Source organism: Psychrobacter sp. TWP2-1-2, from assembly GCF_049896785.1.
In the GTDB taxonomy this organism is placed as follows: Bacteria; Pseudomonadota; Gammaproteobacteria; order Pseudomonadales; family Moraxellaceae; genus Psychrobacter.
This window is the reverse complement of the sequence record NZ_JAFCVA010000013.1, coordinates 33591-51673: the sequence shown is the minus strand read 5'-3', so window position 1 is coordinate 51673 and position 18083 is coordinate 33591. Positions and strand designations below refer to the sequence as shown.

Genomic DNA, 18083 nt, shown 5'->3' with positions numbered 1-18083 from the left:
AAATACCTCAAGTCGTCAGTGCTACCAAATACAACATGAGTGATGATTAATACGACACATCCTTGTTTTGAAAGTGTAGCTGAGCTGATGCTTAAAAGCTATCTTCCTGTGTGTCTTGGTACTGATAAGGTATTGCCATTTTGTGTTGAACATCGCGTAACGCGGTACGTAAGCCTTCTAATATCGTAGGATGATAAAAAGGCGTATCGAGCATGGCTTTAACACTCAAATCATTGGTAATCGCTGCCGCTAAAATGTGTCCAATATACTCGGCATCAGGACCCACCATACTAGCGCCTAAGATTCTATCAGTTTTTTTACAGCCATAGATATGTAGCAGGCCACAGTTGACGCCCATCACGCGACTACGTCCTTGGTTGTCGAAGCTGACACTACCGATGACATATTCTAAGCTTGTATCCTGCTGAATGTCTGGTAGAGACATGCCGACGTTAACGATTTGTGGTGAACAAAACACAATAGAGAAGGGCGTGGCGGGCGGGCGAATATGAGCGGCGTCTTCATTCTCGCAGACCATACTTCCAGCGCTATAGCCTTCATCGCTGGCCACATGCAATAGTGGAAGGTTGGCGTTGGCATCACCAACGATATAGACATCTAAATCACCAATCTGACCTGTTTTTTTATTCAAGTGCTTTGGACGGTCTTTGTCGTCAAGCTCAACGCCTAAATGTTCAACTCCTAGCGGTTTGATATTATTGCGGCGACCAGTGGCAACCAGTACATACTCACCTTGCCATTGTTGCGACTCTCCAGCACTGTCTTCATAATCAATGAACGCGGCTGAATGGTCATTATCCGTGGCTGTTTGCACGCCGACATCACTGATTTTGCTACCCAAATGCATGGTCAATTCGCGGCTTAAGCAATCGATAGCTTTGTTATTGATATCATCGTCTTTGAGACCTGCAACACGTTTGACACGATTAAACAAAGTTACTTCTACGCCTAAGCGTTTAAAGGCTTGCGCAAGCTCTAATCCGATAGCACCTGTACCGACGACGGCCATTGTTTTTGGTAAATTTGTGAGCTCAAAGATCGTATCAGAGGTGAGCATGGCGTCACCAAGCTTATCTGCCCAGCCATCTGGGATAAATGGAGAGCTGCCCGTGGCGATAATGATTTTGTCAGCGGCAATCAGCGCATCATTGACTTCAATGAATCCTCGGTTATTGATATGAGCGCGTCCTGAGATTTTTTTGTGATCAGGCCAGCTATCTACTTGAGCTTTGATGTAGCTAGCAAAATGAGCACGCTCGTCCCGAACGCGCTGCATGACTTGCTTGCCATCTATCTGGACAGTGGCATGGACGCCAAATTCAGCAGAGTGATTGGCTTCATAGGCCCGATCAGCGGCGGCAATCAATAGTTTGCTTGGCATACAGCCGACCGCAATACAAGTGGTCGTCCAGAATCCGTCATTAATAATAACAACATCATCATGGTTTTACTGGCTTGACGAAAAGCATTTTGCCCAGCAGTACCTGCACCGATAATGGCAACAGATACTTTGCGAGTAGCTTTGGATACTGTGTTATCCGCTGCTGTATCGGATTGTTTATTCATATTATTCTCAAGTTATAAGATGTTTATTATTCAGGGCTGTTTTTTAGATAATTTTTTTAAGAGATTCCTCTGATAAGAGATTGCTCTAAAAGATAGTCATTCAAAAACGACTTTCAGCCTCTGATATCCAGCGTTTATCGTAATGATTATTAGCGTCTATTTTAAAATGCTTTTTTATGACTCTTAGTTTTATTGGTTAAGGTGCTAAGGTTTCAAGCAAACGTTCAGTGTAGCCTTTGGCACGTAAATTTCGCTGAGCATGGGTCAGCTCGCCATCTTTGTTAAAAACGAACGCTGAGCGGACCAGCCCTAATGTTATTTTGCCGTACATATTTTTTTCTTTAATAACGTCAAAGTATTGGCATAGTTTTTCATCAGTATCGCTGATAAGGGCAATGTTTAAATCATATTTGGTGATGAATTTCTCGTGAGATTCAACACTATCACGTGAGACGCCGATAATGTCATAGCCTAAATCATCAAACTCATGGAGATGAGCAGTAAATTCGGTTGCTTGAGTGGTACAGCCTGGCGTACTGTCTTTTGGATAAAAGTACAGAATAAGCCCTTTATCAGTATTGGCAATCATCTCTTGGAGATTGATTTCATCATGGATAAAGTTGCCGGCAAGCTTTCGTACTATCGTCACTGGAAAGTCAGGTAAGGTTAGGTTTTCTGTGGTTGGTTTTGCCATTATAAAATCCTTATTCGTTTTTGTTTGTGTCAGTACTTATATCAGTGCTTATGTCGATTGATAATCTATGCTGTGTGCTTATTATAAGCAGATTAGCAGCGATTCATAATCAGTTTTACACTTTGCGCCTGTATTGACAACAAAAAAGACTGGCAATAGCCAGTCTTTTGTATATCAAACGAGATGTGTATTACGCTGGTTTTTGTGGCTGTTTTAAATCTAAGCCAACGGTGCATTGCTGCAAATCTTTTTGCATTTTTTTGACGTAAGGCAGTCCAGACGGATCTTTTTTGTCTTGGGCATAGCTCTCAATTTCCCACATCTGACCGATGGTCATGTTGCTACGCACGCCAATAGTGCAATTGCATAGTTTGGTCGCATCGCCTTTGTCAGCGACTTTATATTTGACCGCACCATTAACGCAGGTATTGATGTTATTTTGCTTAATATCGGCAGCGTTTGCTTGTGGCATCACAAAAATGGCAGCTAAAGCTAGGGGTAATAATGGCAACAACTTCATAAATATCCTCTTACGGGTAACATCAATTTTCTAAATTTTGTACTCAAAGTCAAGCAAAAGTACTCATAGTTCGTTGACTAATGTGGTTACTTATATCTTGTGATAAATGCAATCGCTCATACCATAACAAGTATGTGAGTTAAAATACAACGGCAGCGTGCTGTGTTAATGCAAGCGAATGTTTCGCTAATGTTGATTGCTATCACGCTTTCATGCAAGTGCAATTCTATCATTCATTAAGATTGATAATGGGTTGGGTCAGTGATGCCCGCTTGAGCAAATCCTTGACGGCGTAAGGCACAGCTGTCACATACACCGCAAGCAAGTCCTTGTGCATCGGCTTGGTAGCAAGATATGGTTTGCCCATAATCGACGCCCAATGACAATCCAAGCTCAATGGTTTTTGCTTTTGACAGTTGCTGTAATGGCGTTTGAATTGATAAGTGATGACCAGTAACGCCCGCTTTGGTGGCAAGGTTGGCCATATGCTCGAAGGCGGCAATATACTCTGGACGACAGTCGGGATAGCCTGAGTAATCAACTGAGCTGACACCAATGACGATATGATTGGCATCGGTCACTTCAGCGACGGCTAGCGCATAAGACAAAAATATCGTATTACGCGCAGGCACATAGGTGTTAGGAATAGCGTCGTTATCGATCTCATCACGCTTTTTATTAGGGAATTTATCCGTATCGCCATCGGGAACAATCATACTGTGATCTGTCAGCGAAGAGCCACCAAGCTGAGCGATATCAATATCAATGATTCTATGATTGACCTCGGCAGTCTCAGCGATGGCTTTTGCCGCGACCAGCTCACTATTGTGGCGTTGACCATAATTAAAACTGACCGCAGTCACCGACGCATAACGTGCCTTGGCCCAATACAAACAAGTCACCGAATCAAGCCCGCCTGACAGAAGCACAACGGCATTTTGGCTTTTATGCAGAGCATTTAAGTCAGTATCGAAGGCTTGATTATTGGAGGCGCTTTGCGAAGTAACATTAGTCATAGTGGTATCTATTATTGGTTTGCGAAATGGGTTTGCGAAAAACGCCTATTTTAGCAAAAATACGCGCATTACAGAACCACGAAGCCATTATAAATACGATATGAAACCTTAATCAGCTCAAAAGAGAAGTTTGTTTATAAAAGTGTGGCGCTATCAGCAGTGATGGTCGAATGTTCAGCATGCCCTAAGCTAAGCCATAAAAAAGACTGGATATTTAGTCTGATAGTTTACTCTCATCTTTTCAATCTGTTAGCAAATTTTGTTATAATCGCTGCTTTTAGAGCCACTGTGCTATTACTTCCTTGCTAAAGGCTTTATCCTTCCATTTTTTAGCAAAATTCCCTTGTAAAGATATTGAGTAACTTATGACCGCAGCAACCTTGTTTACGCCACAAATTACGCCTGAAATCGATGATATGTCAGCTGATACAGGTTTGGATAATCATGCTTGGGACACTGATGGTGATAGTATGGAATATGAGGATGTTGCTGACGATCATACAAATGAAGACAGTATCGCCGCTGCACCGTCAACGTCTACTGAATCAGCAGAGTTCCGCAAACTACAAAAGAAGCTGCGTAGACAAGTCTCTTGGGCGATTCGTGATTTTAATATGATCGAAGACGGCGATGTGGTCATGGTCTGTGTTTCAGGTGGTAAAGACAGCTATACTTTGCTGGATATTTTACTATTACTCAAGCGTATCGCCCCGATTAACTTTGATATCGTCGCGGTCAATCTCGATCAAAAGCAGCCCGGTTACCCTGAAGATATTTTGCCAGCGTATTTGAACGAGCAGGGCATTGCTCACTATATTTTAGAAAAAGACACTTATAGTATCGTTAAGAGCGTGGTGCCAGAAGGCAAAACTTATTGCTCGGCGTGTTCACGTCTGCGCCGCGGCTCGTTATACGGTTTTGCTAAGCAGATTGGCGCAACCAAAATTGCGCTGGGTCATCATCGCGATGATATATTGGCGACTTTCTTTTTGAATTTATTTCATGGCGGCACTCTTAAATCGATGCCACCGAAATTGCTCAGTGATGACAAGCAAAACCTACTTATTCGCCCATTGGCTTATGTCGAAGAAAAAGACATCATCGAATATGCTCGCTTAAAAGAATTTCCAATTATTCCGTGCAACTTATGTGGCAGCCAAACCAACTTACAAAGGGCCATTATCAACGATATGTTGCGGGAATGGGATAATGCTCATCCGCAGCGTTTGGCCTCTATTTTTAAAGCCATGCAAAACGTCGCACCGTCGCAACTAGCAGACCGTGAATTGTTTGATTTTGAGCAGTTAAGTCTTGATCGTGATGACAATGAGCGTTTGTTTGAAGGAGATAATATCCAAGCTGGGCAGACCGAGAGCTTGGCTGAAATTGGCCTACCTGTATCGCCAAAAACTCAAGCGTTCAATCCGAAGTTTATGAGTGATAAACAGCAACTGCCAGAATCAGATAAAGCGACAGCAGATAATCGTATCACGCAAAAAATCCCAACGATTAATCCGGTTATTTGATGGTTCTATACTGAACCAGCTATCGCTAAAACCTTTAAATTGGCTATAAAAAACCAGCTCATTATCTACTAATGGCTGGTTTTTTTTATGTGTTAATAAATCAATTATTAATCATGCTTATAATAGCAAGATTGGTAAAATCAACTTTCTGCAAAAACAGGTAATGGGTCAAAGTTAACTTTTGAACGTGGTAATTTCGCTACATCTTGCATACGCCAGTCATCTTTACCATCATTACTTACTTGTAGATAATATTTTGCTTTTAAAGGATCTATATCTACCTGCGCACTGTATTTATTGCCCTCGACATGTTGAAGTACGACATCGTGATCTTTTTTGATATCGGTTGCATGTGAGATAGACAGATCTAGTTTTTCAGGATAAGCCAGAGGATTGCCATTCAGCAGTTTACCTGATTGCAGACTCTGTTCAGGATAATTTAGATAGAATACAACATCACCATTATCTGCAAACTGCATTTCGCCGTGCAAATCTAAGTCATAAGTCAGTTTGTCACGTGACACATCATGATAAAGCGTCTTACCATCCATATACCAGTCGTCACGTACCACGCTATCCCGAATTTGATAAGAGTAATAAACAAAAAAGATACAGGCCACTACGACAAATGCTGGCATGCCAATAACAAAAATAACCACCATGTAATTCTTATACCATGGCTGAGTATCTTGATGCTTAAAATTTGATGCTGGAGTAGACATAAAATACCTATTAATCAGATATCTGTTTATCAGATATCTATAAACTGTATCAATGGATAAGCTGACAGCGAAACAGCTGCCAGTTTAATGATAAATCGTCCACCTGCTAGCCACTGACTCACAGGTGAAATATAGAATTATATACTAGGGCGTGTCTTCAATCTGAAAGAAAGCACCTAAATGGATTAAAAATGGTTAAATTTTGCCAAACTACTGGTTAATATACCGATGTTATCTGCACTATTTTCCCAGTTTAGCTGCCATTTATTGCATTTCTATTACCACTTTTAAAATGAAGACCCGCACTAGCTAAGCTATCAATCGCTTATAAAAACCTACTGCCCTTGAGTAGTAAATACGTTTTGTTTACTGACTTTATACTGACCATCTTCACTGGTCACATTTAGGGTCACTGATGTTTGTTCAAAATCGATAACCTTAGGATCGCCATAAATACTCACAGGCATATCAAAGCTTTCACCTGCTTCTAATGGTACATCATTGAATCGCAGCTCCAAGCTCAAACCTTCTTGTGGAGCAAGGGTTATTGTATAGGTATGCGGCTCTTGTGTTTTATTAGTCAGCTTGACGATATAGCTGTTTTCAATCATGCCTTGATTATTCACTGAAGACAACTGATTACGGTCACGGCGAATATCAATCTCTAACGGTACACGGTCCGTCAACGCATAAATAACGCCACCACATAAAATAGTAATAACGGCTAAATAAGCAAATAGACGTGGACTGATGACGCGGGTATTTTCTTTTTCTGACAACTGTCGTTCTGTCGTATAACGAATGAGTCCACGTGGATAGCCGACTTTATCCATAATTTCATTACAAGCGTCAACACAAGCCGCGCACTGTATACAAGCGACTTGCAAACCATCTCGAATATCAATGCCAGTCGGACATACCTGCACGCACATGGTGCATTCAATACAGTCGCCTAAATGTTCAGGATGCGTGCCTTTTTTGCGTGCCCCGCGAGGCTCACCGCGCTCATAATCATAAGATACGACCAACGTATCTTTGTCAAACATGACGCTCTGAAAACGACCATATGGGCAAATTTGGATACACATCTGCTCACGCATGTAACCTGCATTGACGTAGGTAGCAAAGGTGAAAATAAACATCGACACCCATACCCATGTTGGCCAATCAGGAATAGGAATAAAACCAATGGTTTGCCAGCTTTGATATAAATAATCTGTTCCAGCGACGTAACTGACAAAGGTTGCCGCGGTAATCACTGAAAATACCAACCAAATAAAATATACCAAAGAACGTTTAAAGGCTTTTTTTGCGCTCATCGGTTCTTTGTCAAACTTAATACGCTTATTACGATCACCAATCACCCACTTTTCAACATATTGATAAAGATGTGTCCAAATCGTCTGAGGGCAGGCATAACCACACCAAACACGCCCCGCATACACAGTCACCATGAATAAAGTGAATGCGGCAATAATCGCAAAGGCGGCAATGAAGTAAAAATCTTGGGTCAAAAAAGTCATGCCAAAAATATAGTAATGCTGCGAGGGAACATCAAGCCATATTGCTTGCCTACCATTATAACGTAACCATGGCAACAGCAGAAAAGCGGCTAAAAGCGCATACATCGTGACGACACGAATGTTTTGATAAAAACCGGTGACAAACCTAGGGTGAACTCGATGCTTGGTCGCATCAAGGTCAATTTGCTGTACAGGGATTTTATTGGGTTGTGGTGCTGACATAAACGTGCCTCTTTTAAAAAAGAATCAGTTTGCTGGCATGATGAACAAACATCTTTAATCATCAGATGTATGAGTGTGTGATGTTATCAATGTCAGTAAGTAGCGGATAAAATATTGAACAGAAAAATATTTTAACCCATCTACCAAATGATCGATTGCAAATAGCTTAATGAGAATGGGTGACTATCTTCTAAATTCGCCACTAATAAGTGGTTTTTAGGTACTGTCATTTTAGCATTCTCCCTATTATAAATGGGGTAATAATCTTAAAAACCAATCAATATATCAGCATAATGATCGATATATTGATCGTGCTATATGCAGTATTAAACCGCATTTCATTTACTACTCAAATTTTGATAATGCGGTAGCAGTTAATAAACTCTCATCAAAGAATTTATAAAAAAAGGAGAACTGCAATAACAGTTCTCCCTTTATCAAATCTTATCCACTGATGCTATGACAACCATCTTTAAGTATTAGTTAGCCGTCGTTTCTACAGTGGTTGCTACTTGAGTAGCGGTTGGTGCTTTAGCAGCAGGTTGAGGGGTTTTGTCTGATAATGAGTAAACATAAGCTGCAAGCAGCATAATACGCTCATTACCCAGTTTGGTTTCCCACTCAGGCATCACACCAGCACGACCATAACGTAAGGTTTCGCGGATGGTCTCACGATCACCACCATATAACCAAATGTCATCCGTCAAGTTTGGCGCGCCAGTAGAAGTCATACCTTTGGCATCTGCACCATGACAAAGTACACAGTTAGTCGGCTCATTGAAGATTGCCTCACCTTGAGCGACTTGAGCTTTATCAAGCTCGTAACCAGGTTGGTTGCCAGATATTGATAGCACGTATTCAGATACCGCACGTACCCCATCTTCACCGATTTGATCACGCCATGCAGCCATACCACCAACTCGACCTTTATGTAGCGTGGTCAAAATGTTTGACGCTTCTCCGCCATATAACCAGTCATTGTCAGTTAGATTTGGATAGCCTACCGCACCTTTGGCGTTAGAGCCATGACAGACCGCACAGTTCTGTAAGAACAAACGACTACCAACTTTTAAAGCATTCGGGTTTTCTGAAAGCTTTTCTACATAAGGGGATAGTTCTGCAGTTTTCTCATCAATTTGAGCTTGCAGATCTGCTGGTGGTGTTTCACTGCGGCGCATCGTTGCTTGTAACTCAGCAAGTGCCGCTAAGGTCTCTGTCGCACCACTAGCATCCGCTTTTGCTAAGATGTTTTTCTCAAAGTTATCCGTAAATACTTTGTTATTACTCTCAAGCTCGCTATATAGCTCGTTCTTAGAGGTCCACGGTACAATTTCGCCATCGACTTCTACAGTGGCAATACCTTCCCATTTTGATGGGAAAATACCTGGGAAAAATACCCAATAGGCAACACCCCAAGCGATAGAGCCAAAAAATATTACGAGCCACCATTTAGGTAATGGCTTGTCGTACTCTTTGATACCATCATAAGCGTGGCCTGTCGTACCGTCATCTTCTAGTTCTGGCTTGTACTTCAATACCATTAGTAAGACACCGAGGATAGCAGCCCAACACATGATACTTAGTATGGTAATCCAAGAACTCCAAAAAAATGTCATCGTTTATCCTTATTGCGCTGCTCTTCAGACAGAGATTTTATATCCTCGTCATCAAGCGCAAGTTGTGCATCTTCTTCGAAGCGTTTTTTGTTTTTTGGCGAATACGCCCACCATGCAACACCTACGAAGGCAACAAAGGCAGAAACGGTCGCAATTGTTTGTAATTCACCAATACCCATTAGCGCTGTCCTTCCATCGCGGTGCCCAGTTGCTGTAGATAAGCAACCAAAGCATCAAGTTCAGTGGCACCAAGTACAGCATCTGGTGCTCCTTCGATATCTTCTTCAGTGTAAGGTACACCAAAGCGATCACGGAATAGACGCATTTTAGTTTGAACGTTTTCACCATTCACTTCGTTGGTAGCAAGCCACGGGAAACCAGGCATTACTGATTCAGGTACTAGTGAACGTGGCGCAATTAAATGCTGCTTTTGCCAGTCTTCAGAATAACGACCGCCAACACGTGCCAGATCAGGTCCAGTACGTTTTGAACCCCATAAGAACGGGTGATCCCACGTAGATTCAGCAGCACGTGAGTAGGGCCCATAACGTTCAACTTCAGCACGTAGTGGACGAATCATCTGAGTATGACAAACGTGACAACCTTCACGAATATAGATGTCACGACCCTCAAATTCTAGTGCAGTCCATGGCTCCATAGAGGGCAGGGGAGCATTCACCCCACCTTCTTCAGGACCCTTGTTGTCATATATCAATGGTACGATTTCAACTAGCGTTGCAAAGCTAATAGCAATAACGATACCGATAACCAACAAGCCTGTATTTTTTTCAATAATTTCATGCGGTGTACCAGACATGATCGCTCCTTATACGTTAGCTGCTGAGGGTTTATCAACACTAGGTTCATGATCAGTAGGATCTGCGATATCGACAGGCTTACCTTCTGGCATTTTAAGTGTTTTATAAACGTTATATGCCATCACAAACATACCCGATACATACAAGAAGCCACCAAAAGCACGACCAATATATGGGAAATGTGAGAACTCAACTGTATCAACGAAGCTATATACCAATGTACCGTCTGGATTAGTAGCTAGCCACATCATGCCTTGGCCAATACCTGAAATCCACATAGATACGATATAGAAAATAGTACCCGCTGTCGCCAACCAAAAATGCGTGGTGATTAAGCTGATAGAATACATCTTAGGTTTGTTATAAATACGTGGTAACAGTACATATAGCGAACCAATGGTAATCATACCTACCCAACCAAGTGCACCTGAGTGTACGTGACCGACTGTCCAATCCGTGTTATGCGATAACGCATTCACTGTCTTAATCGACATCATTGGACCTTCAAAGGTCGACATCGCATAGAACGACAATGCCACAATCATAAAGCGAATGATCGGATCGGTACGTAACTTATCCCAGCTGCCCGATAGTGTTAGCACGCCGTTAATCATACCACCCCAAGATGGCGCAAATAGAATGATTGAGAATACCATTGCTAGAGACTGCGTCCAATCTGGAAGCGCTGAATAATGCAAATGGTGACCACCAGCCCACATATATGACGCAATCAATGCCCAAAAGTGAACGATAGACAAACGGTAAGAATAAATAGGACGACCAATCTGTACTGGAACGAAGTAATACATCATTCCTAAGAAAGCTGCCGTTAGATAAAAACCTACCGCGTTATGTCCGTACCACCACTGCACCATCGCATCGGTCGCACCGCCAAATAACGAGTAAGACTTAAATGCGCTAACAGGAATCGCCATGCTGTTTACGATATGCAGTAATGCAATCGTAATAATAAAGGCTGCAAAGAACCAGTTAGCCACATAAATATGTGAGGTTTTACGTTTGATGAGCGTACCGAAGAAAACAATGGCATAAGAGATCCATACCAAGGCAATCAAAATATCGATTGGCCACTCAAGCTCAGCGTATTCCTTGGTCGATGTTAAACCTAAAGGTAGGGTAATAACCGCTGATACGATAACGGCTTGCCAACCCCAAAAGGTAAACCAAGCTAAATAAGGAGCAAATAACCTTGTTTTACAGGTACGCTGAACAATATAGTAAGACGTTGCGAACAGGGCAGAGCCACCGAACGCAAAAATGACCGCATTGGTATGTAGCGGTCTTAAACGACTAAATGTCAGCCATGGAATGTCAAAGTTAAGTGATGGCCATGCTAACTGTGAAGCAATGAACACACCAATACTCATGCCGACGATGCCCCATACCACGGCCATTATCGTAAAGAATCTTACGATAGTAATTTCGTACTCACGGTCAACTGGGGCGACTGCTGTGTTTTGTAAACTCATTGGATGATTCCTTTACAGCCCGAATTATCAACAGAATTAACTAACTCTCCGCGCTATCTGCATCATAAAAGTAATAGTCAGATAAAAATAGAATCGCGGCACATGCTGTTTTTTGTCTCGCTTATCACCATAATATTATTAACTATCAATCTAAGCTTTCACTTTGTATCAGCTGGTATTGAGGCATAAAGGCGTTTTAAACGCACGACACTCACAGCTGGTCGATAGTAGGATTGTTAATAAATCATTAAGGTGAATAAGAAGATGCGCCGTTTTTGAGCATCAAACATCTAAAGAGGTGAAGTATTTATCTTAATTATTACCAAAAATTCTGTACTAATGAAGATAGATACCAATATCCATAGGGCCATAAAAATGTACTGACCATAGACGTATGCTAGCGGCGGCTGACAAAAAAACATGTTTGCGTAATGTTTAGTTAAAACTCCCGACTCTGTTTAAGGGTATTGTAACGCAATCCTAATCAAATATCATCAGAACTATGCGGCAAAATACAAACTCTTTGGTAAAAATCTTAGCAAGCAACTTATTATAGCTGTGCAATTTGTCTATTTTATACCCAATTTTATCACGATTCTAGGAATACATTTTGGTGATAGAGGGACAGTAATTACTGCGCTTAGATATCATGACCAGCAGTATTTTTGTAACAATGGCTGCATAAGCACTCTAAATAAGTTTTACTTATCATCAAGTCGGCCCTTATAATGAGGCTAAATATAAGTGATGATAGCAGTTTTTATACTGCTATTATGAGCAACTATTTTATCACTTGATATCCAGTCAGGCGAGTGAGCCAAACAACGGTAGCCTGAAATAACACCAATTAAGGACAATAATATGGCAATTTTTTTGACAGATGAGTGGTTTGAGCAAGTTGAGCAAATGGGTAATGAGGCAGGCGAGCTAAATTTGCCGCCAGCACTGGCGAATATGATCGTCAACCTAAAAGTCTCTGATACTGAGCAAGACATCGAAGCAAACTTTGCAAACGGTTTATTGCATCGCGGCTTGAACGATGCAGCGACAACCACATTGTTGCTTGACCGCAGTATCTTGCAATCAATCATCACTGATTTCGATACCAATGAAATTATGGGTGCTTTTATGGGTGGTAAAATTCGTGTTGAAGGCGATATGTCACAACTGATGGCAGTACAAACGGCACGCCCAAGTGCTGAACAAAAAGAGCTATATACTCGTATCAAATCAATGACGACCATGGCTTAATTTTATATTTGTAGGGTTTTATCCCGATGATTGTAAGAAGACAAAAAGCCCCTAATGCTTATTAGGGGCTTTTTATTTGATGATACATTTAATGGTCATTATTAAAAGTAGCGGATGACTCGTAAAGTAGTTAACTGGCTTTTGATTGCTGCGCCGCACTTTGCTGGTTTTCTTTATAGATGGCAGCTTGTAGCCAGACGTTCGCTTGTACGTAGTCATGCACTTTAATAGAAGCCGTCTCTGGCGTATTGAGCGCGCCGATACGAATCACGAAAGGATCGGCATCTTGTTCGCGTAGTATCACGACATCAAACAGAATAATGGATTTATCATTAAACACTGTTTCTTGCTTGCCGAGCACCTGACCTTGGCACCATGCTTCATCTTCTTGTCCCAAAGTATCACCAAATAGATAGGCACACATGTGACCTAAGTTGATCTCAACTGGCGCCATTTGCGCTTTGGTCTCTGGTTTCCATTCTTTGATTTGCTCTTGTAGATCATCGGGTATTTTTCCATCATTGGCGGCAACGATGTCGTTAAATGCACGGTGATAGCGGATCGCTTCTTGATCTTCAACCATGATGACTTCGTTTTGCTCACTTAGCTTAATCTCATGTGCCCAAGCGCTAAAGTTCACAAAGTAAGACGTGTCTCGCTGATATAAATGGCGATTGGTGGTGTAGAGCTGGTCAAAGGCGTAAATAATACTGCCATCAGCGGTACGCAAGCGTAATACAGCATCGTGTGAATTGTCATTGGCAATGATGCGCTCAATCTTACAATTGAGTCCATACGGGCTATCGACACAAGGATAAGCATTGATAAAGCATTCAGGTTTGCCATTTTTCATGGCCAATACTTGATTGATATGACAAGGCTGGTTTTCAGACAGCAATAGGCAGCTGTCTTGAGCGCTGACATTGCTATTGAGGCCTTTAGGCATGGCCGCCTTTTCGATCATTTTTTGTAGCCATTCTGGCACGTCATGACTCATGTCATCGGTCAGAATACTCCAATGATCGGCGTGACCTGCAGATTGCTCATCAGTCATGGTGATTTTGGTGGGAGATTGGACGTTTTTATATTGATAATTAATGGTCATGAAGATACTCAAAATTAGTCAGCGTGAGGTTTGGACCTGAAACGGCTATTGCTGGCTATCATAAGGCTCTATTTAACACGATATATTTATGATAGTTGGCAACGTTGTCATCAGTAAAGGGTCAACAAACAACAATGAAATGAATGGTTAATGACAATTGTCCTTAGCATACAATATATAGGTATTGAAGCAAGTAATAGCAAGCCCCTCATAAAAAATAGTAACAAAAGCCAGTTTTTTATTAAAAAATACGCCCAGTTTTTGCTAATGACTGGTACATATCAGCCAAATTGTGTCAAACTAGCTCCCTTTTGACGGCTGTCTTTGGCTCGTCTGAAACCCTGTTTTTGTGTTCGATTTATATGTGACTATGGCAAGTGCAGGTGTGAGATGCATTTGCTGTTGCTCGTTGTATAGTATATATAAAGTCGCACGTAGATAAGATAAAGAGTTTGAATATGTTTCGTCCTTTAGCGTTGTTTATCGGCTTACGATACACCCGAGCAGAGCGTAGTAATGGTTTTATCTCCTTTATCTCGCTGATCTCGATGATTGGTTTGACTCTTGGGGTTGCCGTATTGATCACGGTGCTATCAGTCATGAATGGTTTTGATCGGGAGTTAAAAACCCGTATTTTGGGTATGGTCCCGCAAGCAACGGTCGTTTCCACCGAGATTATCAGTGATTGGAAGCAATTGGCTGATAAAATTAAAGAAGATCCTGAAGTGGCAGCTGTAGCGCCTTTTATTCAACTGCAAGGGATGTTGACGTCAAACGGTCAGGTTGCAGGGATTATGGTCACTGGTGTCGATCCTGAATACGAAAAAGATGTCTCTATTATCAATGAACACATGGTTCAAGGCAGTATTGATACTTTACAAAGTGGTGAGTTCAATATTGTGCTGGGTGAAGAGATGGTACAGTCTCTAGGGCTGCAACTGGGTGATAAAGTGACGTTAGTGCTGCCAGAGGCATCGCCTTCACCAGCTGGCGTGATACCACGATTCAAGCGCTTTACCTTGACAGGTATTTTTACCATCAGTCCAGAAGTGGATAGCCTCATGGCATTTATCCCGATGGGTGATGCGGCAAAACTGTTGCGTCTGCCAGATGGCGCGCAGGGTGTGCGTATGAAGCTCAATGACATCTTTACCGCTCCGATGGCAGCAGAAAAAGCCGCCGCTATTGCCCCTCAGCAATTGTATCCTAATGATTGGACACAAACGCATGGCAACCTATTTGGTGCGATTCAAATGGAAAAAGCCATGGTCGGCTTGCTGCTATTTTTAATTATCTTAGTAGCAGCTTTTAATATTGTCTCCAGCCTAGTGATGCTCGTAACTGATAAAAAGGCGGATATTGCGATTCTAAAAACTTTTGGTGCATCTCCTCGTTTGATTACCCAAGTGTTTATGGTGCAAGGCGTGGTCATCGGTGTGATTGGTACGATTGCTGGCACGATACTGGGCGTGATATTTGCGCTTACAGTGAGTGATATTTTAGGCTTTATTAATCAAGTCTTTAATTTGAACTTGTTTGATGCGTATTTTGTTAATTATTTGCCATCAGAGTTGCGTGTACTAGATGTGGTATTGATTACAGGTGCGTCTTTCGTACTGAGCTTTTTGGCAACCATTTATCCAGCACGCCGAGCGGCTAAGATTCAGCCTGCCCAGACACTACGCTACGAGTAATCTCAAATGCCTAAGTATGGGACTAAATACTGAACTAAGTATCAGACTCAGTATTGAAATAAGTATCGAAAAAAATAAAATAAAGGAAGCGCTATGTCTGCCATTTTAGAGGCGAAAAATATCAACAAGATATATGATGAAGGGGCGGTTAGTACGCAAGTACTGACTGGCTTGGATTTGATCGTCCATGCTGGCGAGCGCATCGCCATCGTTGGCACCAGTGGTTCAGGCAAGAGCACTTTGCTACACTTGCTTGGTGGTCTTGATACGCCAACCAGCGGTGAGGTCTGGCTACATGGTCAATTGTTAAATAGCATGAATGAAACTGAGCGCGGTGCCATGCGTAACAAGCATCTGGGATTTATTTATCAGTTTCATCACTTATTAGCCGAATTTACTGCCATTGAAAACGTTGCGATGCCGTTATTGATGCGACCAGAGGTCTCAACGACTTCAGCAAGAGAGCAAGCAATTGCGATACTAGAAAGTGTCGGACTTGAGCATCGTCTGGCGCATAGACCTGGTGAGCTATCGGGCGGCGAGCGTCAGCGTGTGGCTATTGCCCGTGCTTTGGTTACGAAGCCGTCGCTTATTTTGGCAGACGAGCCAACTGGTAATTTGGACTATGACAATGCGCAAAGCGTGTTTGGATTATTATCAGAGCTGCAAAATACCATGCAAACCGCACTATTAATGGTGACACATGATCGCAATCTAGCAGCGCTGGCGGATCGTCAGTTATTGCTACGTAATGGTCATTGGGAGCAGTATTAACTGTTTTTTAACGCTGTATTTTTTAACGTTTTAAGTTTAATAGCGTAAATGGTTATGGTTGCTAAGTAGTAGGGTGTGTCCTGATTTAAGTCAATGGATATCTACATGGGCTAAACTTTATCAAACGTCGTTGAACTGAACTGCTGATTAATATTTACTATGATCTGTGTTATTTCTCTTGTTTAACGGCAATTTGTCTTGCTTTTATCATCATTATTATTAAATGAGGATATACCCTAGAACGATAATATTATGTTCAACAGACACGAAGTTTTTAATAAATATAAACGCAAAATGGGGCTGCAAAATGCCACCAATTTATTAAAGAAGGACTATTATGATGGATAGAGATGACGACCCAATCGCTGCTTTTGGCAGTGCCGAAGAAGGCAATGAACCTTTAACACCCTATATGGATGTGACGTTATTCGAAACAATTGATAAACAGGCACAAATAGATTTATTAACACCCGTTTTTGATGCCATTACTTTGGCTGGCGTTGATTATGATCTAAAAGCTCAAGACAGTGCAACGGGCAAACGTTATACATTGCTTAAAGATGAAAAAGTGGTTGAAGTTTTCGTGATGGACACTAGCCTTACGGACAACATCCTCGCTGCCATAGAAAAGAATAAAGAAGCAGAGTGATGGGTATCAGCAAAGAAAATGGCTTTTGTTTTTAGGTCATAGCCAGCTTAAGGTGATATCGAGACATAGCATAGAAAAATCGATAATAGATGGTGATCTAGATTGCTATCGTTAGCGAATGGTTGAAAGTAAAGGGTGGTTCGCTACGTTATGGTTACCATGACTTGATAACAGCAGCATATATTAGATTTTAGGCGGTTTATCAGAAGGTTCTTGCTGACGTTTTTGCCAGCTCACGACGGTTTTGTAGCGCCAAACGGCCTTAAATGCCAGTCCACAAATGATGCTGGTCACAATCGCTAAGATCGTCAAGCCTATGCAAAAAGCAGCAATCGATACCGTGCCGCGATAGGTAATAAATGGATTTGCACCATCTGACAGTGCCCATAAGCTAAAATCAGCAATCATCCTGCCGATAAGCCGCAGACTAATCATCGGTACGTCAAGGATTTTGGCACCGATATAATAGCCTGCATAAAAGATGGGCAAGCTCGTGAGTGGATTGGTAATCCAAGTCAAGCCGAGTGCCATGGGAACATTGGCACGAAAAATTAATGAGCCGACCAGAGCCAGTAGCATCTGCCCTGGTAATGGGAAAAATGCACTAAGCACCCCGATATAGACCGCTTTATTTAAGCTATGTCGATTAAAGTGCCATAATCGTGGATCAGCCAAATGCGGTGCGAACAGTTTTAAGGTGCGACTTTCTAAGATTTTCTCTGGCGTGGGAAGCAGGTCTTTCAGACGTTTTTGGGGCACAGGATCGCCTTTTGTAATCGTTAGCTACAGTCCGCTCAATCGCATTGATGGTCTGCTATAAAGTAATATTATTCATAAAGTGTACAGCTGAGGATATAGAGGATAATGATGTTAGAT

The 18083-nt window shown here is 41.9% G+C and carries 18 protein-coding genes; 5 read left to right on the top strand and 13 right to left on the bottom strand.

The features are described 5' to 3' along the window. Positions 1 to 91: 91 nt before the first annotated feature. From ACP7AE_RS11630 to queC, 5 genes are all read right to left on the bottom strand, one after another. The gene (locus tag ACP7AE_RS11630; RefSeq protein WP_426243221.1) at positions 92 to 1402 is read right to left on the bottom strand and encodes a dihydrolipoyl dehydrogenase; all 1311 of its coding nucleotides are present in this window, start codon (positions 1400 to 1402) and stop codon (positions 92 to 94) included. Continuing rightward, complete coding sequence (locus tag ACP7AE_RS11625; protein ID WP_426243219.1) at positions 1384 to 1587, bottom strand: hypothetical protein; 204 nt, start codon at positions 1585 to 1587, stop codon at positions 1384 to 1386. Before ACP7AE_RS11625 ends, ACP7AE_RS11630 begins: the two co-directional genes overlap by 19 nt. A 196-nt stretch (positions 1588 to 1783) precedes the next feature. Beyond that, complete coding sequence (locus ACP7AE_RS11620) at positions 1784 to 2281, bottom strand: peroxiredoxin (protein ID WP_201539922.1); 498 nt, start codon at positions 2279 to 2281, stop codon at positions 1784 to 1786. 190 nt (positions 2282 to 2471) lie between these two features. Then, the gene (locus tag ACP7AE_RS11615) at positions 2472 to 2801 is read right to left on the bottom strand and encodes a hypothetical protein (protein ID WP_045445384.1); all 330 of its coding nucleotides are present in this window, start codon (positions 2799 to 2801) and stop codon (positions 2472 to 2474) included. A 236-nt stretch (positions 2802 to 3037) separates the two neighbouring features. After that, on the bottom strand, positions 3038 to 3754 hold the full coding sequence (queC, locus tag ACP7AE_RS11610) for a 7-cyano-7-deazaguanine synthase QueC (protein ID WP_167541684.1): 717 nt from the start codon (positions 3752 to 3754) through the stop codon (positions 3038 to 3040). Between the two features lie 428 nt (positions 3755 to 4182). Here queC and ttcA point away from each other — a divergent pair, with 428 nt between their 5' ends. Continuing rightward, positions 4183 to 5343 carry a tRNA 2-thiocytidine(32) synthetase TtcA gene (gene ttcA / locus ACP7AE_RS11605; protein WP_426243216.1) on the top strand — a complete coding sequence of 387 codons (1161 nt, stop codon included), beginning with the start codon at positions 4183 to 4185 and terminating at the stop codon, positions 5341 to 5343. A gap of 140 nt (positions 5344 to 5483) precedes the next feature. Here the strand turns inward: ttcA and ACP7AE_RS11600 are convergent, their stop codons facing one another. The 6 genes from ACP7AE_RS11600 to ccoN form a co-directional block, all read right to left on the bottom strand. Continuing rightward, positions 5484 to 6065, bottom strand: coding sequence for a FixH family protein (locus ACP7AE_RS11600; protein WP_426243214.1), 582 nt, complete (start codon positions 6063 to 6065; stop codon positions 5484 to 5486). A 335-nt stretch (positions 6066 to 6400) separates the two neighbouring features. Continuing rightward, a complete protein-coding gene (ccoG, locus tag ACP7AE_RS11595; RefSeq protein ID WP_201539920.1) occupies positions 6401 to 7810 on the bottom strand; it encodes a cytochrome c oxidase accessory protein CcoG in 1410 nt (469 codons plus the stop codon). A 479-nt stretch (positions 7811 to 8289) separates the two neighbouring features. Continuing rightward, positions 8290 to 9426 carry a cytochrome-c oxidase, cbb3-type subunit III gene (gene ccoP, locus ACP7AE_RS11590; protein ID WP_055123880.1) on the bottom strand — a complete coding sequence of 379 codons (1137 nt, stop codon included), beginning with the start codon at positions 9424 to 9426 and terminating at the stop codon, positions 8290 to 8292. Next, positions 9423 to 9605 (bottom strand): CcoQ/FixQ family Cbb3-type cytochrome c oxidase assembly chaperone, encoded by a 183-nt coding sequence (locus ACP7AE_RS11585; protein ID WP_010199605.1) that lies wholly within the window; start codon positions 9603 to 9605, stop codon positions 9423 to 9425. Before ACP7AE_RS11585 ends, ccoP begins: the two co-directional genes overlap by 4 nt. Next, positions 9605 to 10243: a cytochrome-c oxidase, cbb3-type subunit II gene (gene ccoO / locus ACP7AE_RS11580; RefSeq protein WP_045445396.1), complete on the bottom strand. Its 639-nt coding sequence runs from the start codon at positions 10241 to 10243 to the stop codon at positions 9605 to 9607. The genes ACP7AE_RS11585 and ccoO overlap by 1 nt, the downstream gene beginning before the upstream one ends. 9 nt (positions 10244 to 10252) lie before the next feature. Next, entirely contained in the window at positions 10253 to 11734 is a 1482-nt protein-coding gene (gene ccoN / locus ACP7AE_RS11575; protein WP_201560066.1) for a cytochrome-c oxidase, cbb3-type subunit I, read from the bottom strand. Between the two features lie 861 nt (positions 11735 to 12595). Between ccoN and ACP7AE_RS11570 the strand changes: the two genes are divergently transcribed. Then, entirely contained in the window at positions 12596 to 12985 is a 390-nt protein-coding gene (locus ACP7AE_RS11570) for an SCP-2 sterol transfer family protein (RefSeq protein ID WP_426243211.1), read from the top strand. A gap of 130 nt (positions 12986 to 13115) precedes the next feature. On the opposite strand, the gene ACP7AE_RS11565 is transcribed toward ACP7AE_RS11570, so the two are convergent. Then, a complete protein-coding gene (locus tag ACP7AE_RS11565) occupies positions 13116 to 14090 on the bottom strand; it encodes a hypothetical protein (protein ID WP_055123883.1) in 975 nt (324 codons plus the stop codon). 458 nt (positions 14091 to 14548) lie between these two features. Between ACP7AE_RS11565 and ACP7AE_RS11560 the strand changes: the two genes are divergently transcribed. The 3 genes from ACP7AE_RS11560 (at position 14549) to ACP7AE_RS11550 (ending at position 17207) form a co-directional block, all read left to right on the top strand. Beyond that, positions 14549 to 15784 carry a lipoprotein-releasing ABC transporter permease subunit gene (locus ACP7AE_RS11560; protein WP_055123885.1) on the top strand — a complete coding sequence of 412 codons (1236 nt, stop codon included), beginning with the start codon at positions 14549 to 14551 and terminating at the stop codon, positions 15782 to 15784. 93 nt (positions 15785 to 15877) lie between these two features. Further along, positions 15878 to 16558 carry a lipoprotein-releasing ABC transporter ATP-binding protein LolD gene (gene lolD / locus ACP7AE_RS11555; RefSeq protein ID WP_426243209.1) on the top strand — a complete coding sequence of 227 codons (681 nt, stop codon included), beginning with the start codon at positions 15878 to 15880 and terminating at the stop codon, positions 16556 to 16558. Positions 16559 to 16895: 337 nt separating this feature from the next. Further along, positions 16896 to 17207 (top strand): hypothetical protein, encoded by a 312-nt coding sequence (locus tag ACP7AE_RS11550; protein WP_227678083.1) that lies wholly within the window; start codon positions 16896 to 16898, stop codon positions 17205 to 17207. 183 nt (positions 17208 to 17390) lie between these two features. Here ACP7AE_RS11550 and ACP7AE_RS11545 read toward each other — a convergent pair whose 3' ends face one another. Continuing rightward, a complete protein-coding gene (locus ACP7AE_RS11545; protein WP_426243206.1) occupies positions 17391 to 17966 on the bottom strand; it encodes a DUF2062 domain-containing protein in 576 nt (191 codons plus the stop codon). Positions 17967 to 18083: the final 117 nt, after the last annotated feature.

What these genes read in the sequence shown, in the direction of transcription:
- ACP7AE_RS11550 (WP_227678083.1), top strand. Translation starts at nt 16,896, where the DNA reads ATGATGGATAGAGATGACGACCCAATCGCTGCTTTTGGCAGTGCCGAA.
- ACP7AE_RS11560 (WP_055123885.1), top strand. Translation starts at nt 14,549, where the DNA reads ATGTTTCGTCCTTTAGCGTTGTTTATCGGCTTACGATACACCCGAGCA.
- ACP7AE_RS11615 (WP_045445384.1), bottom strand. Translation starts at nt 2,801, where the DNA reads ATGAAGTTGTTGCCATTATTACCCCTAGCTTTAGCTGCCATTTTTGTG.
- ACP7AE_RS11620 (WP_201539922.1), bottom strand. Translation starts at nt 2,281, where the DNA reads ATGGCAAAACCAACCACAGAAAACCTAACCTTACCTGACTTTCCAGTG.
- ACP7AE_RS11630 (WP_426243221.1), bottom strand. Translation starts at nt 1,402, where the DNA reads ATGCCAAGCAAACTATTGATTGCCGCCGCTGATCGGGCCTATGAAGCC.
- ttcA (WP_426243216.1), top strand. Translation starts at nt 4,183, where the DNA reads ATGACCGCAGCAACCTTGTTTACGCCACAAATTACGCCTGAAATCGAT.
- ACP7AE_RS11570 (WP_426243211.1), top strand. Translation starts at nt 12,596, where the DNA reads ATGGCAATTTTTTTGACAGATGAGTGGTTTGAGCAAGTTGAGCAAATG.
- ccoG (WP_201539920.1), bottom strand. Translation starts at nt 7,810, where the DNA reads ATGTCAGCACCACAACCCAATAAAATCCCTGTACAGCAAATTGACCTT.
- lolD (WP_426243209.1), top strand. Translation starts at nt 15,878, where the DNA reads ATGTCTGCCATTTTAGAGGCGAAAAATATCAACAAGATATATGATGAA.
- ACP7AE_RS11625 (WP_426243219.1), bottom strand. Translation starts at nt 1,587, where the DNA reads ATGAATAAACAATCCGATACAGCAGCGGATAACACAGTATCCAAAGCT.
- ACP7AE_RS11585 (WP_010199605.1), bottom strand. Translation starts at nt 9,605, where the DNA reads ATGGGTATTGGTGAATTACAAACAATTGCGACCGTTTCTGCCTTTGTT.
- ccoO (WP_045445396.1), bottom strand. Translation starts at nt 10,243, where the DNA reads ATGTCTGGTACACCGCATGAAATTATTGAAAAAAATACAGGCTTGTTG.
- ACP7AE_RS11565 (WP_055123883.1), bottom strand. Translation starts at nt 14,090, where the DNA reads ATGACCATTAATTATCAATATAAAAACGTCCAATCTCCCACCAAAATC.
- ccoP (WP_055123880.1), bottom strand. Translation starts at nt 9,426, where the DNA reads ATGACATTTTTTTGGAGTTCTTGGATTACCATACTAAGTATCATGTGT.
- ccoN (WP_201560066.1), bottom strand. Translation starts at nt 11,734, where the DNA reads ATGAGTTTACAAAACACAGCAGTCGCCCCAGTTGACCGTGAGTACGAA.
- ACP7AE_RS11600 (WP_426243214.1), bottom strand. Translation starts at nt 6,065, where the DNA reads ATGTCTACTCCAGCATCAAATTTTAAGCATCAAGATACTCAGCCATGG.